This is a genomic window from Arthrobacter sp. Soil764, from assembly GCF_001428075.1.
Classification (GTDB): domain Bacteria; phylum Actinomycetota; class Actinomycetes; order Actinomycetales; family Micrococcaceae; genus Arthrobacter.
In genome coordinates this window covers 268,763-288,105 of record NZ_LMSI01000022.1, presented here as the reverse complement: position 1 = coordinate 288,105, position 19,343 = coordinate 268,763, and the positions used below count along the sequence as shown (strand labels likewise).

At 66.5% G+C, this 19,343-nt stretch carries 18 protein-coding genes; 5 read left to right on the top strand and 13 right to left on the bottom strand.

Going from position 1 to position 19,343, the window contains the following annotated elements; genetic code table 11:
* Positions 1-136 precede the first annotated feature (136 nt).
* From era to ASG86_RS16610, 4 genes are read right to left on the bottom strand one after another with little or no spacing between them, the layout of a single operon-like run.
* Positions 137-1,096: a GTPase Era gene (era, locus tag ASG86_RS16625; RefSeq protein WP_056336755.1), complete on the bottom strand. Its 960-nt coding sequence runs from the start codon at positions 1,094-1,096 to the stop codon at positions 137-139.
* Positions 1,080-2,411 (bottom strand): hemolysin family protein, encoded by a 1,332-nt coding sequence (locus ASG86_RS16620; protein ID WP_056336751.1) that lies wholly within the window; start codon positions 2,409-2,411, stop codon positions 1,080-1,082. The genes era and ASG86_RS16620 overlap by 17 nt, the downstream gene beginning before the upstream one ends.
* Positions 2,408-2,881 carry an rRNA maturation RNase YbeY gene (gene ybeY, locus ASG86_RS16615; RefSeq protein ID WP_056336747.1) on the bottom strand — a complete coding sequence of 158 codons (474 nt, stop codon included), beginning with the start codon at positions 2,879-2,881 and terminating at the stop codon, positions 2,408-2,410. The genes ASG86_RS16620 and ybeY overlap by 4 nt, the downstream gene beginning before the upstream one ends.
* On the bottom strand, positions 2,878-3,966 hold the full coding sequence (locus ASG86_RS16610; protein ID WP_056336918.1) for a PhoH family protein: 1,089 nt from the start codon (positions 3,964-3,966) through the stop codon (positions 2,878-2,880). The genes ybeY and ASG86_RS16610 overlap by 4 nt, the downstream gene beginning before the upstream one ends.
* A 396-nt stretch (positions 3,967-4,362) precedes the next feature.
* Between ASG86_RS16610 and ASG86_RS16605 the strand changes: the two genes are divergently transcribed.
* A complete protein-coding gene (locus ASG86_RS16605) occupies positions 4,363-5,280 on the top strand; it encodes a GerMN domain-containing protein (protein ID WP_056336745.1) in 918 nt (305 codons plus the stop codon).
* Here the strand turns inward: ASG86_RS16605 and ASG86_RS16600 are convergent.
* The 3 genes from ASG86_RS16600 to hrcA all read right to left on the bottom strand — a co-directional run bounded on the left by ASG86_RS16600 (position 5,267) and on the right by hrcA (position 8,280).
* Complete coding sequence (locus ASG86_RS16600; RefSeq protein ID WP_056336742.1) at positions 5,267-6,049, bottom strand: 16S rRNA (uracil(1498)-N(3))-methyltransferase; 783 nt, start codon at positions 6,047-6,049, stop codon at positions 5,267-5,269. The two genes, ASG86_RS16605 and ASG86_RS16600, sit on opposite strands and share 14 nt — an antisense overlap.
* Before the next feature lie 2 nt (positions 6,050-6,051).
* On the bottom strand, positions 6,052-7,179 hold the full coding sequence (gene dnaJ, locus ASG86_RS16595; RefSeq protein WP_056336740.1) for a molecular chaperone DnaJ: 1,128 nt from the start codon (positions 7,177-7,179) through the stop codon (positions 6,052-6,054).
* Between the two features lie 87 nt (positions 7,180-7,266).
* Positions 7,267-8,280, bottom strand: coding sequence for a heat-inducible transcriptional repressor HrcA (hrcA, locus tag ASG86_RS16590; protein ID WP_056336737.1), 1,014 nt, complete (start codon positions 8,278-8,280; stop codon positions 7,267-7,269).
* A gap of 171 nt (positions 8,281-8,451) precedes the next feature.
* On the opposite strand from hrcA, the gene ASG86_RS16585 reads away from it, so the two are divergent.
* Both ASG86_RS16585 and ASG86_RS16580 read left to right on the top strand, forming a co-directional pair.
* Positions 8,452-9,303 carry a DUF3097 domain-containing protein gene (locus tag ASG86_RS16585; protein WP_056336734.1) on the top strand — a complete coding sequence of 284 codons (852 nt, stop codon included), beginning with the start codon at positions 8,452-8,454 and terminating at the stop codon, positions 9,301-9,303.
* 152 nt (positions 9,304-9,455) lie between these two features.
* Positions 9,456-9,866 (top strand): DUF4870 domain-containing protein, encoded by a 411-nt coding sequence (locus ASG86_RS16580; protein ID WP_056336732.1) that lies wholly within the window; start codon positions 9,456-9,458, stop codon positions 9,864-9,866.
* Here the strand turns inward: ASG86_RS16580 and hemW are convergent, their stop codons facing one another.
* Entirely contained in the window at positions 9,867-11,096 is a 1,230-nt protein-coding gene (gene hemW, locus ASG86_RS16575) for a radical SAM family heme chaperone HemW (RefSeq protein WP_056336727.1), read from the bottom strand.
* Between the two features lie 25 nt (positions 11,097-11,121).
* Entirely contained in the window at positions 11,122-12,978 is a 1,857-nt protein-coding gene (gene lepA / locus ASG86_RS16570) for a translation elongation factor 4 (RefSeq protein WP_200830534.1), read from the bottom strand.
* A 172-nt stretch (positions 12,979-13,150) separates the two neighbouring features.
* On the opposite strand from lepA, the gene ASG86_RS16565 reads away from it, so the two are divergent.
* Both ASG86_RS16565 and rpsT read left to right on the top strand, forming a co-directional pair.
* On the top strand, positions 13,151-13,696 hold the full coding sequence (locus tag ASG86_RS16565) for a type II toxin-antitoxin system PemK/MazF family toxin (RefSeq protein WP_056336720.1): 546 nt from the start codon (positions 13,151-13,153) through the stop codon (positions 13,694-13,696).
* 169 nt (positions 13,697-13,865) lie between these two features.
* On the top strand, positions 13,866-14,126 hold the full coding sequence (gene rpsT, locus ASG86_RS16560) for a 30S ribosomal protein S20 (RefSeq protein ID WP_043454339.1): 261 nt from the start codon (positions 13,866-13,868) through the stop codon (positions 14,124-14,126).
* A gap of 88 nt (positions 14,127-14,214) precedes the next feature.
* On the opposite strand, the gene holA is transcribed toward rpsT, so the two are convergent.
* The 4 genes from holA to ASG86_RS16540 all read right to left on the bottom strand — a co-directional run bounded on the left by holA (position 14,215) and on the right by ASG86_RS16540 (position 19,274).
* Positions 14,215-15,231 carry a DNA polymerase III subunit delta gene (gene holA, locus ASG86_RS16555; protein WP_056336716.1) on the bottom strand — a complete coding sequence of 339 codons (1,017 nt, stop codon included), beginning with the start codon at positions 15,229-15,231 and terminating at the stop codon, positions 14,215-14,217.
* Positions 15,165-17,000: a ComEC/Rec2 family competence protein gene (locus tag ASG86_RS16550; RefSeq protein WP_235565212.1), complete on the bottom strand. Its 1,836-nt coding sequence runs from the start codon at positions 16,998-17,000 to the stop codon at positions 15,165-15,167. Before ASG86_RS16550 ends, holA begins: the two co-directional genes overlap by 67 nt.
* Positions 17,001-17,294: 294 nt before the next feature.
* Positions 17,295-18,224 (bottom strand): ComEA family DNA-binding protein, encoded by a 930-nt coding sequence (locus ASG86_RS16545; protein WP_056336714.1) that lies wholly within the window; start codon positions 18,222-18,224, stop codon positions 17,295-17,297.
* A gap of 48 nt (positions 18,225-18,272) precedes the next feature.
* On the bottom strand, positions 18,273-19,274 hold the full coding sequence (locus tag ASG86_RS16540) for a DegV family protein (RefSeq protein ID WP_056336710.1): 1,002 nt from the start codon (positions 19,272-19,274) through the stop codon (positions 18,273-18,275).
* Between the last annotated feature and the right edge of the window lie 69 nt (positions 19,275-19,343).

Below are 19,343 nucleotides of genomic sequence, written 5' to 3'. Positions count from 1 at the left end.
ATCAGCCTCGTTGTCGCGTCTGTCGCGGCCTCGACCCACGTGGTGAACCTTCCTCTAAATACGAAATCCGGTCCATTTTAGTGGTCCAGTCTGGAAATCCTGCCTGCAGCGCTCCTGTGAACGTTCTTCTAGTGGATCAGAAGCCCAGTTTGACCAGCTGTTTCGGGTCGCGCTGCCAGTCCTTGGCCACCTTGACGTGGAGGTCCAGGTAGATGCGCGTGCCCAGGAGTGCTTCGATGCCTTTGCGGGCATTGGTCCCGACTTCACGCAGCCGGCTGCCGCCCTTGCCGATGATGATGGCCTTTTGGGACGGCCGCTCGACATAGAGGTTGACGCGCACGTCCAACAGGGGGTTGTCGTCCGGCCGGTCCTCCCGGGGCACGATTTCCTCCACCACCACGGCCAGGGAGTGCGGAAGCTCGTCCCGGACACCCTCAAGGGCTGCTTCGCGAATCAGTTCCGCCACCATGACTGCCTCGGGCTCATCCGTCAGTTCGCCGTCCGGGTACAGCGGAGGCGACGGCGGCATATGGCTGATCAGCACGTCAGCAACTGTTTCCACCTGGAAACCGTCAGTGGCGGACACCGGAACAATGTCCTTCCAGCCGTCCTCCCCCAGCACCTCACGGCCCAGTGCCGCCACGGCGAGGAGCTGTTCCGTAAGCGCCTGCTTGTCCACGAGGTCGGCCTTGGTGACGATGGCGATGACCGGTTTGCGGCCGACGGCGGCAAGCTGCGCAGCGATGAACTTGTCGCCCGGGCCGATCTTCTCGTTGGCCGGCAGACAAAAGCCGATGGCATCCACTTCCGCGAGGGTATCCGCGACGAGATCGTTCAGGCGCTTGCCGAGCAGGGTGCGGGGACGATGCAGGCCCGGGGTGTCCACCAGGATCAGCTGGGCGTCCTCGCGGTGCACGATGCCGCGGATGGTGTGCCGCGTGGTCTGCGGTTTGGCGGAGGTGATGGCCACCTTCCTGCCCACCAGCGCGTTGGTCAGGGTGGACTTGCCCGCGTTGGGCCTGCCGACGAGGACCGAGAACCCGGCGCGGAATCCGCCGAAGTCGTCCGTAGCCGCAGCCTTACTTTTCTTGCTCACGTGGAACTCCCTGCTGGGTTGCTTCGGCCTCTTCCAGGAGGCCTTCAAGGTCAGTCTCTACTCTTGGTACCGGCGCCGCAATGATATGGCTGACCCGGTTCCGCCGGCCTTCAAGCCGGTCCGCGCGCAGCGATACGCCCTGCACTTCCACGCTGCTGCCAACGATGGGAACGCGGCCAAGGGCCTTGGCGAGGAGGCCGCCTACGGTGTCCACTTCGTCGTCGTCGATTTCCAGGTCGAAGAGCTCACCGAGATCATCGATGCCCATACGGGCGCTCACACGGTAGGACCCGTCCCCCAACGCGACGGCTTCCGCGCTCTCGGTGTCATACTCGTCCACGATCTCGCCGACAATTTCCTCGATCAGGTCTTCGAGGGTTACCAGTCCGGCGGTGCCGCCGTATTCGTCGATGACGATGGCTACGTGGGTGGACTCCTTTTGCAGTTCCCGCAGGAGGTCGCTGACGGGCTTGGACTCCGGTACGTAGCGCACCTCACGGGCCAGCGACTCCACCAGCGGCGGCTCCTGATCCGTGCCCAGCTGGTGGATTACCGCGGCAACATCCTTGAGATAGATGATCCCAAGGATATGGTCCGTGTTTTCATTGATGACCGGGATCCGGGAGTACCCCGACCGCAGGAACAGGGACATGGCCTGGTGCAGGCTGGAGCCGGCGTCGATGCTGACGATGTCTGTCCTGGGAACCATCACGGCCCGTACCAGGGTGTCGCCGAAGTCGAAGACGGACTGGATCATCTCCGCTTCAGCGTCCTCAATCATGTCGGATTCGCTGGCCCGGTCCACGAGTTCACGGAACTCCTGCTCGCTGAAGAACGCGTCGTCACCGCCGGGGGCACCAGGGGCCGCCGAACTTCCCAAGGCCACAAGCCAGCCCGGAACCGGTCCCAGCACGCTGGTGAGGAACCGGACCAACGGGGCGGTGAAGCGGACCACGGCAGTGGAGTGCAGCCTGCCGAGCTGGCGGGGTGAAACACCGACGATCACGAATCCCAGGAGGGCCATGATGCCGGTGGCCACCAGGCCGGCCAGCCAGACGTTGTCGAGCAGGCTGGCGATCAGGACGGCGACGGCAACCGCGGAAGCCATCTCGAACCAGACGCGCCAGAACCGCAGCGCCCTGGTGTGGGCGACGGGCTCGGCAAGGATGCGCCGCATGGCGGTTCCGCGGCTCTTGTGCAGCGCTTCTTCGGCGTCGTGCCGGGGAAGGAAACTGAAGGCGGCTTCGGCCGCCGTCAGCAGGGCCGCGACGGCAAGGAAGACCAGAGCCACCGCGACCAGGAGCAGTTGCGTCACTGGGTGGTCTCGGCAGGTGCTTCTTTGCCGGTGAAGCCGGACAGGAGTTCCCGCTGGAGCCCGAACATCTCGGCCTTTTCCTCCGGTTCGGCATGGTCGTATCCGAGCAGGTGCAGGATGCCATGCGTGGTCAGCAGCAGCATCTCGTCCTGCAGGGAGTGGCCGGCGTTCCGGGCCTGGACCTTCGCCACCTGCGGGCAGATGGCGATATCGCCGAGCATGCCCTGGGGTGTTGGCCGGTCGGGAGTCCCCGGTGTCAGTTCGTCCATGGGCACCGAGAGCACGTCCGTGGCGCCCGGTTCATCCATCAGTTCGATGTGCAGCTTCTCCATGGCTGGCTCATCCACCAGGAGGATGGACAGTTCGGCCTGCGGATGGATGTACAGCTGCTCAAAAATGTACCGCGACAGGGCAACGAGCTCCGACTCTTCCACCTGGACGCCGGACTCGTTGTTCACCTCGATACTCACGCGTGTTCCCCCCGTTTTTCCCGGCTTGCTGAATGCTTGACCCGGTTCCGCTGGGTTTCATCCCAGATGCTGTATGCGTTGACAATGTCCCCAACGAGGCGATGCCGAACCACGTCGGCGGCATCCAGGACAGAGAAGCTCACGCCCTCGATGCCCTGCAGGATTTCCTCGACGATCCGGAGTCCGGAACGCGTGCCAAACGGCAGGTCCACCTGGGTGACGTCCCCGGTGACCACCATCTTGGATCCGAACCCGAGGCGGGTGAGGAACATCTTCATTTGTTCCGGCGTGGTGTTCTGCGCCTCGTCGAGGATGATGAAGGCGTCGTTAAGGGTCCGGCCGCGCATATAGGCCAGGGGCGCCACTTCGATGGTGCCCGCTGCCATGAGGCGCGGAATGGATTCGGGGTCCATCATGTCGTGCAGGGCGTCGTACAGCGGCCGGAGGTAGGGATCGATCTTGTCGCTCAGCGTACCGGGGAGGAACCCAAGCCGCTCCCCCGCCTCGACGGCGGGGCGGGTCAGGATGATCCGGCTGACCTCTTTTTGCTGCAGCGCCTGTACCGCTTTGGCCATGGCAAGGTAGGTCTTGCCGGTGCCGGCGGGGCCGATGCCGAAGATCACAGTGTTGGCGTCAATGGCATCAACGTAGTTCTTCTGGTTCAGCGTCTTGGGCCGGATGGTCCTGCCGCGGCTGGAGAGGATGTCGTGGGTGAGCACATCCACGGGATTCTGCAGCGACTGGGTCCGCAGGAGGGACACCAGCTGCTGCAGCACCGCAGGCGTGATGACTGTGCCGCGGGCCACCAGGCCGCGGACCTCCTGGAGGAGCCGCATGATCCGGGGCACGTCACCCGAGGGCCCGCTGATGGACAGTTCGTTGCCGCGGGCATGGAAGTTGACGGCCGGGAACTGTTCTTCGATGAACCGCAGCGCCTCATCATGGCTGCCGAGCGACTGAACCATCTGGTCGGTGTTCTCAAAGAGGACTACTTCCGTCCGGGTGCCGGGCAGGGAGTGCGGGAATTCCCCCGGACTGCCGTCGCCTGTGTTGAGCCGGCGCTTACCATTCGCTGATTCAGTCATGGTGCTGGCCCGCAGGCCTGTGGTCCCCTCGAAGATCGACATCACTTGTTTGCTGTGGCTGATGCCGGCGCCCGTTGCCCGGTGCTCCTTGCCCCAGCGATCCCTCCATCTTACGCCAGCACGGGGCCTGGCCGGATACCGGGCCGCCACGGAACAGCAACAAGGAGGGCGCTGACGCGGGCTTAGGTATCAACTTCATATCGGCCTCATATCGTTCCCGTTGCAGTTGCCGTCGAGGAGGCAAAGAGCGCCGGAGCGGCTTGGCCACTGTGTAATGCTGGAAATCCAGCATCAGCTGGAACACCAGGCCGCCAGGGGGATCGGCCCGCCACGCCAGGAAAGGACAAGGGCAGGACAGTGCCGGAAACCTCTGCGCCCGAAAGGGCTGGACGACCCATGGGCCGTCTGCGCCCCGCCGTCCTGGCAGGAATCCTGGTCCTGGTTCCGGTCCTGGCGGGCTGCACGGCCGAGGGCGGTCCCGCCCCCACCGGTACCGCCGCGTCGGTCCCGGCCACGGGCGGCACCATGCCGGACACGCTTTCCACCAGCGCCCCGCTGGAAACCACGCAGTCCTCCAACAAAGCCCCGGTCTACTGGATCGGCCGCAGCGGCGGGAACATCTTCCTTTACCGGGAATTCCGTGATGTCCCGGAGCAGGAGAACCCTGTCACCCGCGCCCTTCGGGCCATGATGTCGGAGAAACCGCTGGACCCCGACTTCTTCACGCCGTGGCAGAACCCTGACAAACTGGCCACCTCGATTTCGGGCAAGGACGTCATCACCGTGGATGTCTCCGCCGACGCCTTTAACAGCAATCTCGACGCCGACATGGCTGCCCGCGCCATCCAGCAACTGATCTACACGGCAACCGCTGCTGCCGCCAGTTCCGGCCTGATCGACACCGGCCAGCAGATCCGGGTCCGCATCCTGGTGGATGGCCACACCGACTATGTGGCGTTCGGCAGCGTCCAGCTGGGCGCGCTGATGACCCGTGCCGCCGGCCTGGTGGCCCCGGTCTGGATCATTGACCCCCAGGAGGGCGCCGAGGTCCCGGGGGGCAGCGTCAAGATTACTGGCCGCAGCACGTCCCCGGGGGCGAAGCTCCGCTGGCAGATCCTGCAGTCACCGGACGGCGGCAGCAAGGCGCCCTTCCTCACCGGTGAAACCACGGCGGGGGCCGAACAGGGGCAGGCCGGTGTCTTCACGCTGGCCCTCAGCCTTCCGCCTGGCGATTACGTGCTGCGGATGGCCCAGGCCGGTTCCGGAGGGGAGCCGGACCGGAACGAGGACACCAGGTCCTTTAGGGTCCGGTAGCCGTCCAGCGGCCAAGGACGTCGCTGGCAAGCACGACGGCGGCCGGCCCGGCAGTGGAGGACCGCAGGACGTGGTGCCCCAAGAGGGCGGTCACGGCGCCTTTATCGCAGAGTTTGGTTACTTCGCGCGGACTGATGCCGCCCTCCGGACCGACGATCAGCAGGATTTCCCGGGGCGCGGCGCTTTCATCATTCGACCGCCACGCCTCCAGGACCGTGCGCAGCGGGCGTACGGCGTCTTCGTGCAGGATGACAGCCAGGTCGGCGGCCTCCACGGCAGCCGAAAGCCCGGCGGTGTCGACGGCGGGGCGCACCTCGGGAATCCAGGCGCGCCTGGCTTGTTTGGCGGCTGCGGCGACGGTGGACTCCCATTTGGCGTGCGCCCGGGCTGCCCGGTCGCCCTTCCAGCGGACGATGGACCGTTCGGACTGCCAGGGGATGACGGCGTCGATGCCCAGTTCGGTGGCGGTCTCGATGGCCAGTTCGTCACGGTCGCCCTTGGCCAGCGCCTGCACCAGCACCAGCCGGACGTCCGGCCTGTCTTCAACGGTGAGGGTCGCGCACTCCACCTCGAGGCCGGAGGGGGCAGCAGAGACGACTTTGCCGGTCATCCGGGTGCCGGCGCCGTCGACAATGTCCACCGCTTCGCCCGGGGACAAACGCTTGACGGTGACGGCGTGGCGCGCCTCCGCCCCCTCGAGGACGAAAAGTTGGCCGGCAGCCATGCCGTTCAACGCACCGGCGGCCGTGAAGAAGACGGGATTGCTCACCGCTACAGGTTACCGAGCCGGTCCCGGAGCTTGGCGAACATGCCGCCGCTGGCAGCGAGCTTGCCCTCGGTGATCTGTTCGCCACGGAGCTTGGCAAGCTGGCGCAGCAGGTCCTCCTGGGCGGGGTCGAGCCTCGCCGGAGTGTCCACCTGGAGGTGCACCTTCAGGTCGCCGCGGCCGTATCCCCTGAGGTGCGTGACACCGAGGCCGCGCAGGGTGATGATCTCCCCCGACTGGGTGCCGGGCTTGACGTCGATCTCCTGGGTGCCGTCAAAGGTTTCCAGGCTGACGTCCGTGCCCAGGGCAGCCGCCGTCATGGGGATATGCAGGGTGGCGTGCAGGTCGTCGCCTTCCCGCACGTAGGTGGCATCGTTGTTGACGCGGATCTCCACGTACAGGTCACCGGCCGGACCGCCCGCGGGGCCGGCCTCGCCCTGTCCGGAGAGCTGGATCCGGGTTCCGGTGGCCACGCCGGCGGGAACCTTGATGGTCAGGGACCGGCGGCTGCGGATACGGCCCTGGCCGCTGCACTCGTTGCAGGGGTCCTTGATGACCGTGCCGAAACCTTCGCAGGTGCCGCAGGGGGCGGCCGTCATGACCTGGCCGAGGATGGAGCGGACGGCCCGCTGGACCTGGCCGCTGCCGCCGCAGATGTCGCAGCGTTCGGGATGGGTGCCGGGGCGGCAGCAGGATCCGTCGCAGGTGGGGCAGACCACGGCGGTGTCCACTTCGAGTTTCTTGTTGACGCCGAACACGGCGTCACGGAGATCGATCCGAACGCTGATGAGGGCGTCCTGGCCGCGCCGGACACGCGAGGCCGGACCGGAGGTTCCGCCGGCGCCGAAGAACGTGTCGAAGATGTCCTGGAACGCGAACCCCTGGCCCGCGTAGCCTGCGCCGCCGAAGCCGTTGTCGGTGCCGTTCTCGTTGCCGGTGGTGTCATAGATCCGGCGCTTCTGGGGATCGGAAAGCACCTCGTAGGCGTGGGTTACTGCCTTGAACCGTTCTGACGCGTCCGCTCCGGGGTTTACGTCAGGGTGGAGGGTGCGGGCCAGCTTGCGGTAGGCCTTTTTGATTTCTTCGCCCGTAGCTTCGGGTGAGACTCCAAGGACGTCATAGTGGCTGCTCAAAGTTCGTATCTCTTCCTTGTTGTACTTCGTTCAGTTGGGCGGCCCGGCTCTTGCTTCCCGGCCGGAGCAGGCTCCGGCGGTTGAGAGTCAGGGCCCCAAAATCCTGGAAAGGTAGCGCGCCACTGCCCGGACGGCGGCCATGGTGGTGGGATAGTCCATCCGGGTGGGCCCGAGGATCCCTACTTTCGCGGCGCTGTCCGGACCGTAACCGGTGGCCACGACGGAGGCCTCGGCAAGGCCGTCGTACGGGTTCTCCCTTCCGATGCTGACAGCGACACCCCGGTGGTCCTGGGCCATTTCGCTCAACAACCGCAGCATCACCACCTGCTCCTCAAGCGCCTCGAGCACCGGGCCGATGCTGAGGGGGAAGTCCACGTTCGACCTGGCAAGGTTGGCTGTGCCTGCCATGACCATCCGCTCTTCCCGGCTGTTTTGCGCCAGGCCCTCCAGCCCGATCGCCAGTGCGTGTGCCGCCTGCCGCTGCTGGTGCGGGGTTGCGGCCACGACGGCGGGCAGAGCCTGGGCCAGTTGACTCAGCGGTGTTCCGCCCAGCGCGCCAAGGAACCGGGTGCGCAGTTCAGCCAGAGCGTCGTCGCCAAGATCCTGCCCGACGTCGATCACCCGCTGCTCCACCTTGCCGCTGTTGGCGATCAGGACTACAAGGACCTTGCGGGGGGCGAGCAGGACGAATTCGATATGGCGGACAAGTGCCCTGCTCAGGTGCGGATACTGCACCACGGCCACCTGGTTGGTCAGCTGGGACAGCAGTCGGACCGTACGTTCCAGCACGTCGTCGAGGTCGTCCGCGCCTTCGAGCAGGGACTGGATGGCGCGGCGCTCGGCTGCCGACAGCGGCTTGACAGCCGAGATCTGGTCGACGAAGAGCCGGTAGCCCTTGTCGGTGGGAATCCGGCCGGCGCTGGTATGCGGGGCGGTGATCAGCCCCTCATCCTCCAGGGCGGCCATGTCGTTGCGGATGGTGGCGCTGGAAACACCAAGATGATGCCGCTCCACCAGGGCTTTTGACCCAACCGGTTCGCGGGAGTGGACGTAGTCCTCCACGATGGCCCGCAGTACTTCCAGCTTGCGTGGCTCGCTCACTCTCCACCTCCTCCATGGTTCGGGGCGCATGCCCCTCCCGATGCAACCCACTGTTAGCACTCGACATGCCCAAGTGCTAACAGTCTATTATGCCTCGGCCCGTTGTTAGCATTGGTACCGCTCCGGGCGAAATTCCGGTGCTGAGGACCTAGCGCTAGGCGGATCGAATCCATGGATTACCAGAACTGGGGCCCACGGGGCATATCGGCTCCCGCACGGACGGAACTGCCTGAGGTTCCCGTGGAGCGCGGCATGGTGCTCGAGGAAGTGCAGTCCGGCTGGGTGGGTGCCGTGACGCGGGTGGAGAAATCCGGTGGAATGCATGTGGTGGCGCTGGAGGACAGGCGGGGTAAGTCCCGTTCCTTCCGTCTTGGCTTCGGTTTCCTGCTTGAGGGCCAGCCCATCCGGTTGATGCCGCCGGCGCCACGGCCTGCCGCCGCCGGTCCGGCAGCGGGACGGACGGCCTCGGGATCGGTACGGGTGGCCGGGCAGCGCGCCCAGGTAGCCAAGGCCAGCCGGATCTGGGTGGAAGGCAAGCACGACGCCGAACTGGTGGAAAAAGTCTGGGGAGATGACCTCCGGGTGGAAGGCATCGTCGTCGAGCCCCTGCACGGTATTGACGACCTCGCCGCAGCCGTGGCGGACTTCAGGCCCGGCCCCGGCCGGCGGCTCGGCGTCCTGGTGGACCATCTGGTACCCGATTCCAAGGAGTCCCGCATCGCGGAAGCCGTCATGGCCTCCCCGGGTGCCGCCGGGAACGTCCTGATCGTCGGACACCCGTACGTGGACGTATGGCAGGCGATCCGTCCCGCTGTCCTTGGGATCGACAAATGGCCTGCCGTACCCCACGGGCAGGACTGGAAGACCGGGATCCTGAAAGCCTTCGGCTGGCCCCACGCGACCAAGGAAGACATCGGCCTTGGGTGGCAGAAACTGCTGGGCGCCGTACGCACGTATGCCGACCTCGAAGCATCCCTGCTGGGCAGGGTTGAAGAAGTGATCGATTTCCTGACCGTGCCCTGAAGGGCGGAAGGCCGGCCGGGACCCAGTATTCTTGGTAGTGCGGTTCCTTATGTGAGGCACTGCAGCATTTTTCCGGCCCTGCACGCGTTTTCACGCACTGCACGCGCCGGGATCCGTACCCAGCACCACTTGCACCTTCGAAGGAACAGACTGTGGCAGAAAACGCACGTGATCACAGGGACGGCCAGGGCCGTTCCGAGTACCATGGCGTCCCCGCCAATGCCCTGCCGCTGACGGCCAGCGAAGACCGCCAGTGGGCAACGCTCGCGCACTTCGGCGGGATCCTGGGCTGCATCCCGTCACTGCTGATCTATTTGATCTTCCGTGACCGCGGGCCGTTCACCGCCCAGGAGTCCAAGGAAGCGCTGAACTTCAGCCTGCCGCCCACCATTGCCGCCGTGCTGGCCAACATCCTGGTGTTCATTCCCTATGTCGGGAACATCTTCGCGGTTATTGCCACGCTGATCTGGGTGGCGCTCACTTGCTTCTCCGTCGCCGCCGGGATCCACGTCAACCGGGGCCAGCCGCACCGCTACCAGTACAACCTGCGCTGGATCAAGTAGTCAGTCCGGCAGGACCCGGCGTACCACTGCGTCTGCCAGGAGCCTGCCCTTCAAGGTCAGGACCAGCCGCCCGCGGAAGGCAGCGGCAGGATCCACCAGGCCGTCGGCGATAAGCCCGGCCACCTCATGCCGTCCCCCGGCACTAAGCGTCGAGACGTCCAGGCCGGACTGCAGGCGCGCTTCCAGCATGACCCGCTCCATGTTCCTGGTTTCCGCGTCCAGGGTTTCGCGGCCGGCGGCCGGTGAAAGCCCCTGTGACAGCCTGTTCGCATAGGCCGATGGGTGCTTGACGTTCCACCAGCGGACCCCGCCCACATGGGAGTGCGCGCCGGGGCCGATTCCCCACCAGTCGTCGCCCCGCCAGTAGGCGAGGTTGTGGCGGCAAGCCTGCTCCGGAGTCCGCGCCCAGTTGCTGACCTCGTACCAGCCAAGTCCGGCCTCGGTGATCAGCTGGTCGGCGAGCTCGTACTTGTCGGCGTGGTCGTCGTCGTCGATTCCCGGAACCTCGCCGCGGCGCATTTGCGCAGCCAGCTTGGTGCCCTCCTCGACGATCAGCGCGTACGCGCTGATGTGGTCGGGGCCGTAGGAGAGCGCGGTCTCCAGGGAGTGGCGCCAGTCGGCCAGCGACTCCCCCGGCGTCCCGTAGATCAGGTCCAGGCTCACAGCCAGTCCGGCCTCGCGCGCCCACTGCACCACCTGCGGCACGCGGCTCGGCGTGTGGGTGCGGTCCAGGACCTTGAGGACGTGCGGAACGGCGGACTGCATGCCGAAGGAGACCCTGGTGAAACCGGCCTCCTTCAGGACGGCAAGGGATTCGGGTGTGACCGAATCCGGGTTCGCCTCCGTGGTGACCTCGGCGCCGTCCTCAATGCCCCACTGGTCGATGGCGGCCCGAAGGATCATGGCCAGGTCATCCGCGGGCAGCAGCGTGGGTGTGCCGCCGCCAAAAAAGACGGTGCCCAATTTGCGGGCAGGAACGCCCGACGCCGAGAGGACCTTCGCTGCCATCGCCACCTCTGCGGCGGCCGTGCCGGCATAGGCATCCTGGGAGGCTCCGCCGCCAAGTTCCGTGGCGGTGTACGTGTTGAAGTCGCAGTAGCCGCAGCGCACGGCGCAAAACGGGATGTGGACGTACAAGCCGAAGGCCCGGTCCGCCGCACCGACCGCTGCCTGGGGAGGCAGCAGACCGTCCGACGGCGCCGGGTCACCGAGGGGAAGAACGCTGGGCATCAGCGGGTCCCCCGCTGCGCGGTGGTCACTTCTTCTTGGCCTTGTCCTTTGATTCGTCGGTGGTCAGGGCGGCGATGAACGCTTCCTGCGGCACCTCCACGGTACCCACCATCTTCATGCGCTTCTTGCCTTCTTTTTGCTTCTCCAGCAGCTTGCGCTTACGCGAGATGTCACCGCCGTAGCATTTCGCCAACACATCCTTGCGGATGGCACGGATGCTTTCGCGGGCGATGATCCTGGAGCCGATGGCTGCCTGGATGGGTACCTCGAACTGCTGCCGCGGGATGAGTTCGCGGAGCTTGCCGGTCATCATCACGCCGTAGGCATACGCCTTGTCCCGGTGCGTGATGGCGCTGAAGGCATCCACCTGTTCGCCCTGGAGCATGATGTCCACCTTCACCAGGTCGGCAACCTGCTCACCGTCGGCTTTCCAGTCGAGGGAGCCGTAGCCGCGGGTCTTCGACTTCAGGATGTCGAAGAAGTCGAACACGATCTCAGCCAGCGGCAGGCGGTAACGGATTTCCACCCGGTCCTCCGAGAGGTAGTCCATGCCGCCCAGGACGCCACGGCGGGCCTGGCAAAGTTCCATGATGGCGCCGACGAATTCGCTGGGGGCCAGGATGGTGGCGGACACCATAGGTTCGCGGACCTCGGCAATCTTGCCGGAGGGGTATTCGCTGGGGTTGGTCACCCGGACAACCTTCTTGTCCTCAAGGGTTACCTCGTACTCCACGTTCGGTGCGGTGGAGATGAGGTCAAGGTTGTATTCGCGTTCCAGGCGTTCGCGGGTGATCTCAAGGTGCAGGAGACCCAGGAAGCCCACGCGGAAGCCGAAGCCGAGCGCAGCGGAGGTCTCCGGTTCGTACACCAGCGCGGCGTCGTTGAGCATGAGCTTTTCGAGGGCGTCACGGAGCACGGGGTAATCGGCCCCGTCCAGCGGGTACAGGCCGGAGAACACCATCGGCTTGGCATCGGCGTAGCCGGGGAGCGACTGGGCTGCCGGCTTGGCCAGGTTGGTGACGGTATCGCCCACCTTGGACTGCCGGACGTCCTTCACGCCGGTGATGAGGTAGCCTACTTCACCGACGCCAAGGCCCTTGGACGGTGTGGGTTCCGGGGAGCTGACGCCGATTTCCAGCAGCTCGTGGGAGGCCCTGGTGGACATCATCTGGATGCGCTCACGGGGGTGGAGCATGCCGTCCATTACGCGGACATAGGTCACCACGCCGCGGTAGGTGTCGTACACCGAGTCGAAGATCATGGCGCGGGCGGGCGCATCGGGGTCGCCCTTCGGCGCAGGCAGGTCGCGGACGATCTTGTCCAGGAGGGCTTCCACTCCGACGCCGGTCTTACCGGAGACGCGCAGGACGTCCTCCGGATCCCCGCCGATCAGGCTGGCCAGTTCGGCCGCGTACTTTTCGGGCTGCGCCGCAGGCAGGTCGATCTTGTTCAGCACCGGGATGATGGTGAGGTTGTTTTCCATGGCCAGGTACAGGTTCGCCAGCGTCTGGGCCTCAATGCCCTGCGCCGCATCCACCAGCAGGATTGCGCCCTCGCAGGCCGCCAGCGACCTGGACACCTCGTAGGTGAAGTCCACGTGGCCGGGGGTGTCGATCATGTTCAGCGCATAACTGACCCCATCAACCTCCCACGGCATGCGGACCGCCTGGGACTTGATGGTGATGCCGCGTTCGCGCTCAATGTCCATCCGGTCCAGGTACTGGGCCTTCATGTCACGGGCCTGAACCACCCCGGTGGACTGCAGCATCCGGTCAGCCAGGGTGGACTTGCCGTGGTCAATATGCGCGATGATGCAAAAGTTCCGAATAATGGCCGGATCTGTCGCGGCGGGCACCGGTGCGGTGCGGGCCATGGGAGACACGCAGGGTCCTTACTGTTGGCATTTCTGCAGCCACCGGCAGGCACGCGAAAAGGCGCCAGCGGTCCAGCCGCACATCTTGAACATCCAGTGTCCCACGTCCCGGACGCACGCACCGCATCCTGACCGGGCCGTATACCTATGTCGGCGGAGCCACCGCCGCTAGGCTTACGCGATGGCCATCGATCTCCGCTCCCTAGGAAACGCCGTCCGCCGCGGCCTGCGCATACTGCAGAAACGGCACACGTCCGCATTCGCGCGGGACCAAAGTCTGGGCAACAGGCGCCCCGCATCCGGCGGCGGAGTTCCCGACAGGTCGGCCAGCTATCCCGGTGATTACCACGGACGCGCCTCCGTTCACTACGCCCCCCAGCCGGATGGCGACCCGGATCCGGGCGAAGTGGTGTGGGCCTGGGTCCCCTTCGAAGAGGACCATGGCAAGGGGAAGGACCGGCCCGTGCTGCTGGTGGGGCATAACGGGCCGTTCCTCCTGGGGCTGATGCTGACCAGCCGGGACAGGGTTCCCGCCGACTCGGCGTCCACCGAGTACATTGACCTTGGCGCCGGGGACTGGGACAGCCAGGGCAGGGCCAGTGAAGTACGGCTGGACCGCATCCTGCAGATCCGCCCGGACAGCATCCGGCGGGAGGGCGCAGTGCTGGACAGGGCGCGGTTTGAGAAAGTGGCGTCGGGGCTGCGCCGGCGACACGGCTGGACCTGAGCGCCGCAAATGGCCAGTGCCACCGCTGACCTGCTATTCTTTATTGCTGTGTGTCCGTGCAGGTCGACGGTCACTGATGGCTGGCCGCCATAGGTATCCCCACGCCGCTCAGTCAAGGCCAGCCTGAAAGCCCTCTAGACCATTTCCGCATTACAAAGAGAGTTCACACGTGGCGAATATCAAGTCCCAGAAGAAGCGCATCCTGACCAACGAGAAGGCACGCCTGCGCAACAACGCAGTCAAGTCTGAGCTGAAGACGGCCATCCGCGCCGTCAACACCGCCGTTGAGTCCGCTGACAAGGAAGCTGCTACTACTGCGCTCGTTACTGCCAGCCGTAAGCTGGACAAGGCTGTCAGCAAGGGTGTTCTGCACAAGAACAACGCAGCGAACCGCAAGTCGGCGATCTCCAAGAAGGTCAACGCACTCTAAGGTTTCCAGTTCCCACGAACTGATGGTGTGGCCGGTACCGGAAGGTACCGGCCACACGCTTTTAATCTTGGACCTGCCTGCGCGTGTGCTATCTGCCCTGTACTGACATGGCGATCACGGTCACGGCATGCTCGACGGCGTAGACCGGGTCCCGGGACAGGCCCTTGACCTGCGCGTCGGCCTCCGCCGTGGCCTGGATGGAGCGCACCAGGCCTTCGGGGGTCCAGCGGCGGACGTCGCGCTGTGCCTGCTCCACCAGCCAGGGCTGCATGCCCAGTTCGGCCGCGATCTGGGCGGAGGATCCCGAGGCGCCGGCCACCCGCGCAACAGTCCTCAGCTTCGACGCGAGGGCTGCCACCAGGGGCACAGGGTCGGCACCGGTGGCAAGGGCATGGCGCAGGGTGGACAGGGCCACGGGGGCGTTCCCTGCCATTGCGGCGTCGGCAACCTTGAATGCGGTGGCCTCGATCCGTCCGCCGTAGTACTTGTCCACGGTGTCGGTGGTGACAGTGCTCCCGGCGTCGGCGATCAGTTGCGAGCAGGCGGCGGCGAGTTCTGAGAGGTCCGCGCCCACGGCATTCACCAGGGCCTGGACGGCGTCCTGGTTGATGCGGCGTCCGGCCGCCTTGAACTCCGCCATGACGAATGCCACCTTGTCGGCGTCCTTCTTCAACGGCTGGCAGTCAACAACCGGCCAGCCGCCTTTCCTGACGGCATCGAGGAGCTTCTTGCCGCGCACCCCGCCGGCGTGCCGAAGCACCACGACGGCGTCCTGTTCCGGGTGCTGCAGGTACGCGAGGGCGTCGGCAAGGAAGGCGTCGTTCATCCCTTCCACGGCTTCCACTTCAATCAGCTTGCTTTCACCGAACAGGGAAGGGCTCACCTGCATGGTCAGGGCGCCGGCCTCATACCCTGCGGCGTTGATGCGGCTCAGTTCGACGTCCGGCGCAGCCGCCCTGACCTGGGACCGGATCCTGTCCATGGCCCTGATTCCAAGGTACTCTTCCGGCCCGCTCACCAGCACGATCGCTGCCGGGGCTACGTCCCGCCAGGAGGCTGTGTTCGACGCCGGGGAGCGGCTTGCCCGCTTTTGCGCAACGGCCATCGAAGGTCCCTTCCGGAGGTGATATTGCAGTATCCCAGCCTGCCACGTCTGCGCCCGGTGTCCAAGCTGCGGCGGCGGGGGAAGTGCTGCGGCCGCGGCTCCATCAGCCCGAGCAAGGCCACCGTGACGGCGTGTGCTTCCCGGACCTTCCGGAGAAGCCTCAGGGGCCGGGCAGCTGCCCATACGGCGGAAAGGGTCAGGGCTGATAACAGCACCATGGACAGCAGCCCGGGCAGGCCCTCCGGCCAGGGAAGGGCGGAGCCGGGCAGCTGTGCCGCGAACCTGGCAATGGCGGAGACGCCGGCACAGAACATTCCAGCCATGGCTATCAGGACCGTTCCAGCCCACGGCAACAGGACCACCAGGGGCACCGCGGCCGTTCCCAGCAGGGTCACCGGAGTGACCAGGGGTGAGGCGAGGACGTTCGCCACCAGCGAGTAGGTTGCAAATTGGGGCTGCAGGAGGACGATGACGGGTCCGCATAACAGCTGTGCGGACAGCGGAACCGCCACCGCGGCGGCGGCCCATCGGGGCACGGCCAGGGGGATCCAACCGATGATCGGCCCGCCCAGCAGAATGATACCCAGCGTGGCGAGGACCGATAACAGGAAGCCGAAGCTGGTTCCCAGTGCAGGGTCGGCCAGCAGGAGCCCGATGACAGCCAGGCAAAGGAAGCTCAGTCCGCGCCCTGACCGTCCGCCGGCCAGGGACGCCACGCCAATGGCACCCATGAGCGCTGCGCGCAGGACGCTGGCGTCGGGTCCCACCAGGACCACGAAGAGGCCCAGGCCGGAGAGGGCAGCGGCCGCGGCAGGAGCACGGGGCAGCCGGAACCGCCGGCCCAACAACAGCAAAGACCCCAATACGAGGCTGCAGTTTGCCCCGCTGACCGCTGTCAGGTGGGTCATCCCCACCGCCTTCATTGCGTTGTCCAGTCCCTCGTCCAGCGCGCTGGTATCACCGGTGACCATGCCCGGCAGGAGGCCTCGCGCATCAGGGTCCAGGAAAGCGGAGGCGGAAACAAAGCGTCCCCGAAGTTCCCGGGCTGATCCCTCCAATGCCGAGCCGCCCGTGGCCTTGAGGGGAGCCGTTGAAGCGGCCAGCGTTCCTGCCTCCTGCTCCCCTGGCTCAGCAGGACGCAGCTTGCCCGATGCACGCAGTGTTTGCCCCGGCACCACCGTGCCCCATCCTTGCCCACCCATGACGGTGAGGCAGGCCCGTGTGCGCACCAGCATGCCGCCGGTGGTCAGTTCCTGCGTCCACACCGGCACGGACCACCGTCCCGAGGACCCGCCCGGGCCTGCCATGGCCCGCGGATTTCCCGCCACCTCCACGACGACGACCGCTGACTTGCCGGCGTTGACCGCCCCGGCCAGCGGCCCATCAAACCGCTGGCTGGAGGAGGTAGCAGAGTGGGCTGCGGCGGCAGCTGCCAGCATCAGGGCGACGCCCAGCGTGGCCGGGAAGCTCCGTCCCCTGGCTTTGCGGCGCCGGGTCCGTTCGTCGCGGCCGACGGCGGGGCACGGCTTGTGAGCCCGTCCGCCTTTGGCTGCATGGACAAGGAGTAAGCCGCCCAGTACCGCCAGTGCGGAGCACAGGACGGCCAGCCCCACAGGCGGCAGCCAGAGCCCGGCCACTGATGCGCCCCAGGCCGACACCGCCGGAAGGGCGAGGCGGAGGTCTGTGCGGCGGCGTGGTCCCCCTCGGCTGGAATCATCCTCTTCCCGGGCTTTGCCGTTATTGGCCAGCCGCTTGCGGACGTAGCCCACAGCACGCGCCCGGTGCGCCCGGAGCGGGGGTTGCTCTTGTAGTGACCTGCGCTGTTTTGCCGGCACCCGTGGTGTCAATGGGACTCCCGGCAGGGACCACGGGGAAGGTGTTTCCGAACGCTCCGTTGCCCCCGGCGGCGGCAGGGCCTGCGGATCCACCCCTGCACCGTGCACGGCGGACTCAATGAACCGGTTCCAGGGACTGGGGCGTGCACCTCCGCCGCTGGTGGCGGGGCCACCCCTTCCCTGCCCTGCGCCCCTGCGGCGCCCGCCCGGTTCCGCTCCCATGGCGCCTTAGACCGTCACCAGTGGCAGCAGGGCTTCAAGCATTTTGGGCCCGACTCCATCCACCGCATCCAGCTCTTCGACGCTCTTGAAGGAGCCATGTTCCTTCCGCCAGTCGACGATCCGCTGGGCCAGCACCGGCCCTACCTTTGGCAGTGTGTCCAGCGTGGCGGCGTCCGCTGTGTTGAGGTTGACCTTTCCACTAACAGATCCAGTGCCGGAGGCTCCCGTTCCAGCTCCGTCCGTGCCGTCCGGCCCTGCGGCGTCCGGTGCGGCGGACAGGGGCTCCCCGTGTTGCGGAACGTAGATCTTCTGTCCGTCCTCCACGACGAGTGCAAGGTTAAGCCTGTTCACGTCTGCGTCCTGTGCCGCACCGCCCGCGGCGGCGATGGCGTCGTCAACGCGGCTGCCCTGTTGGAGCCGGATGACACCGGGTTTGGCCACGGCGCCGGCAACATGGACCACTACTGCCCCGGCCGGCGCAGCGCCGCCCTGCCCGCTGCCGGCGTCGGGTGACGTTGCCGTCCCGGCCTGGGCGGCCCCACTGTCCCCATCAGCCAAGCTTTCATGGGGAGGCCCGCCGGAACTGGCAGCGTTCAAGGGAAGTACCTCGGGAGCCGCCGCCCCGGCCTGCCACCAAAACCAGGACGCCGCGGCAACGGCCAGGGCAGCAAGCAGCACGGCGACACGGAGCCCCACACGCCACCGAAGCGAAGGCGTCCCACTGGAACCGTTCCCGGAGCCACTGCCGGGTTCAGTTCCGCCCGGGTCGCCTGTTTCCCCTGTTCCGCCCGGGTCATCGGAACCCCGGTACACAAAACCGTCAAGGCCCGGTCCATCCTCCAGGAGGCCGGAAGCTCCCTCCCCCAGGGTTGCCCGGAGCCTGGCCCTCACATGGCGCGCCTGCGGACCTGCTGCTCCAGCATCCCGGCGTGACATAGCTCCACCCTAGGAACACGGGCGGTTACCCGGCAGCAGCCAAAGGCGCTATGTGGAAAGAGCCGCTCCGGTCCCCGGCCCGTCGGCGGTCCTGCCCACGATGACCGCAAGCACACCCAGCCCCGCATGGGCAGCCAGGACCGCCGGAAGGGAGCTGATCTGGGCCGGGGGGCAGTCGGGAAGCGCCGCTTCCAATCTGGCAGCCAGGCTCTCCGCCTCTTCCGGGTTACCAAAGTGATGGACGGCCAGGCGCACGGACCCAGCCGGACGCGCTGCCGCTTGGGCCACCACGATTTCCTCCAGGCGCGCCACTGCCCTGGCACCTGAGCGCACCTTCTCCAACGGGACGATCCTGCCGCCGTCGACCGCCAGGATGGGTTTGATGGCGAGCATGGTGCCCAGCAGCGAGGCCGCCGCCCCGATGCGCCCGCCGCGGCGCAGCTGTTCCAGGCTGGGGACGTAGAAGAAAACCTTGGTCCGGGCTGCCTGCGCCACTGCGGCAGCGGCCACCCCGGCACAGTCGGAACCGGCGGCGGCTGCCTCCACTGCGGCCTGCACTGCCATCCCCTGCGCCATTCCGACGGTTCGGGTGTCCACCACTTCCACCGGGATCCCCACCCTGGCCGCAGCCAGCCGGGCAGCGTCCGCGGTGCCGGAAAGTTCCCCCGAGATATGGACCGAAACCACCGCCTCGAATCCCCGGCGTTCGGCAGCGCGGTACGCCTGTTCAAATTGCCCTGGTGATGGCCTGGATGTCTTGACCTGGGTTCCGGCGGCCAGCGCCACGGCGATGGTCTCCAGGATGTCGTCTTCGCCCTCGCCATAGATTTCCGGGCCCACCATGACTGGCATGGGTGTCACGGTAAGGATGCCGTCCTGCGGAAGGCTGCCGGCATAGTCCGCAGGCAGGGCAGCTGCGGAGTCGGTAACCACGGCGGTGCGCACCTCGGCGCGGGCGCCGGCATGTCTGGTCCCCGGCCTGGCGCCGGGACGGAGGCCGGACAGCCGTGAACGGACCCATGGCCACGAGGCGGCATTACTGTCAGGCAAGGGGCCTCCTGGAGACAGTGTCCGGCTCAGTTGGCACCGGCCGCCGGAAATCCTCCGACGGCCGGTGTG

Bases quoted from the DNA above. Each gene is read 5' to 3' on its own strand.
- holA (WP_056336716.1), bottom strand. From the start codon at position 15,231: ATGGCCGTTGCGCAAAAGCGGGCAAGCCGCTCCCCGGCGTCGAACACA.
- ASG86_RS16585 (WP_056336734.1), top strand. From the start codon at position 8,452: ATGGATTACCAGAACTGGGGCCCACGGGGCATATCGGCTCCCGCACGG.
- hemW (WP_056336727.1), bottom strand. From the start codon at position 11,096: ATGCCCAGCGTTCTTCCCCTCGGTGACCCGGCGCCGTCGGACGGTCTG.
- ASG86_RS16545 (WP_056336714.1), bottom strand. From the start codon at position 18,224: ATGTCACGCCGGGATGCTGGAGCAGCAGGTCCGCAGGCGCGCCATGTG.
- ASG86_RS16565 (WP_056336720.1), top strand. From the start codon at position 13,151: ATGGCCATCGATCTCCGCTCCCTAGGAAACGCCGTCCGCCGCGGCCTG.
- ASG86_RS16605 (WP_056336745.1), top strand. From the start codon at position 4,363: ATGGGCCGTCTGCGCCCCGCCGTCCTGGCAGGAATCCTGGTCCTGGTT.
- ASG86_RS16610 (WP_056336918.1), bottom strand. From the start codon at position 3,966: ATGACTGAATCAGCGAATGGTAAGCGCCGGCTCAACACAGGCGACGGC.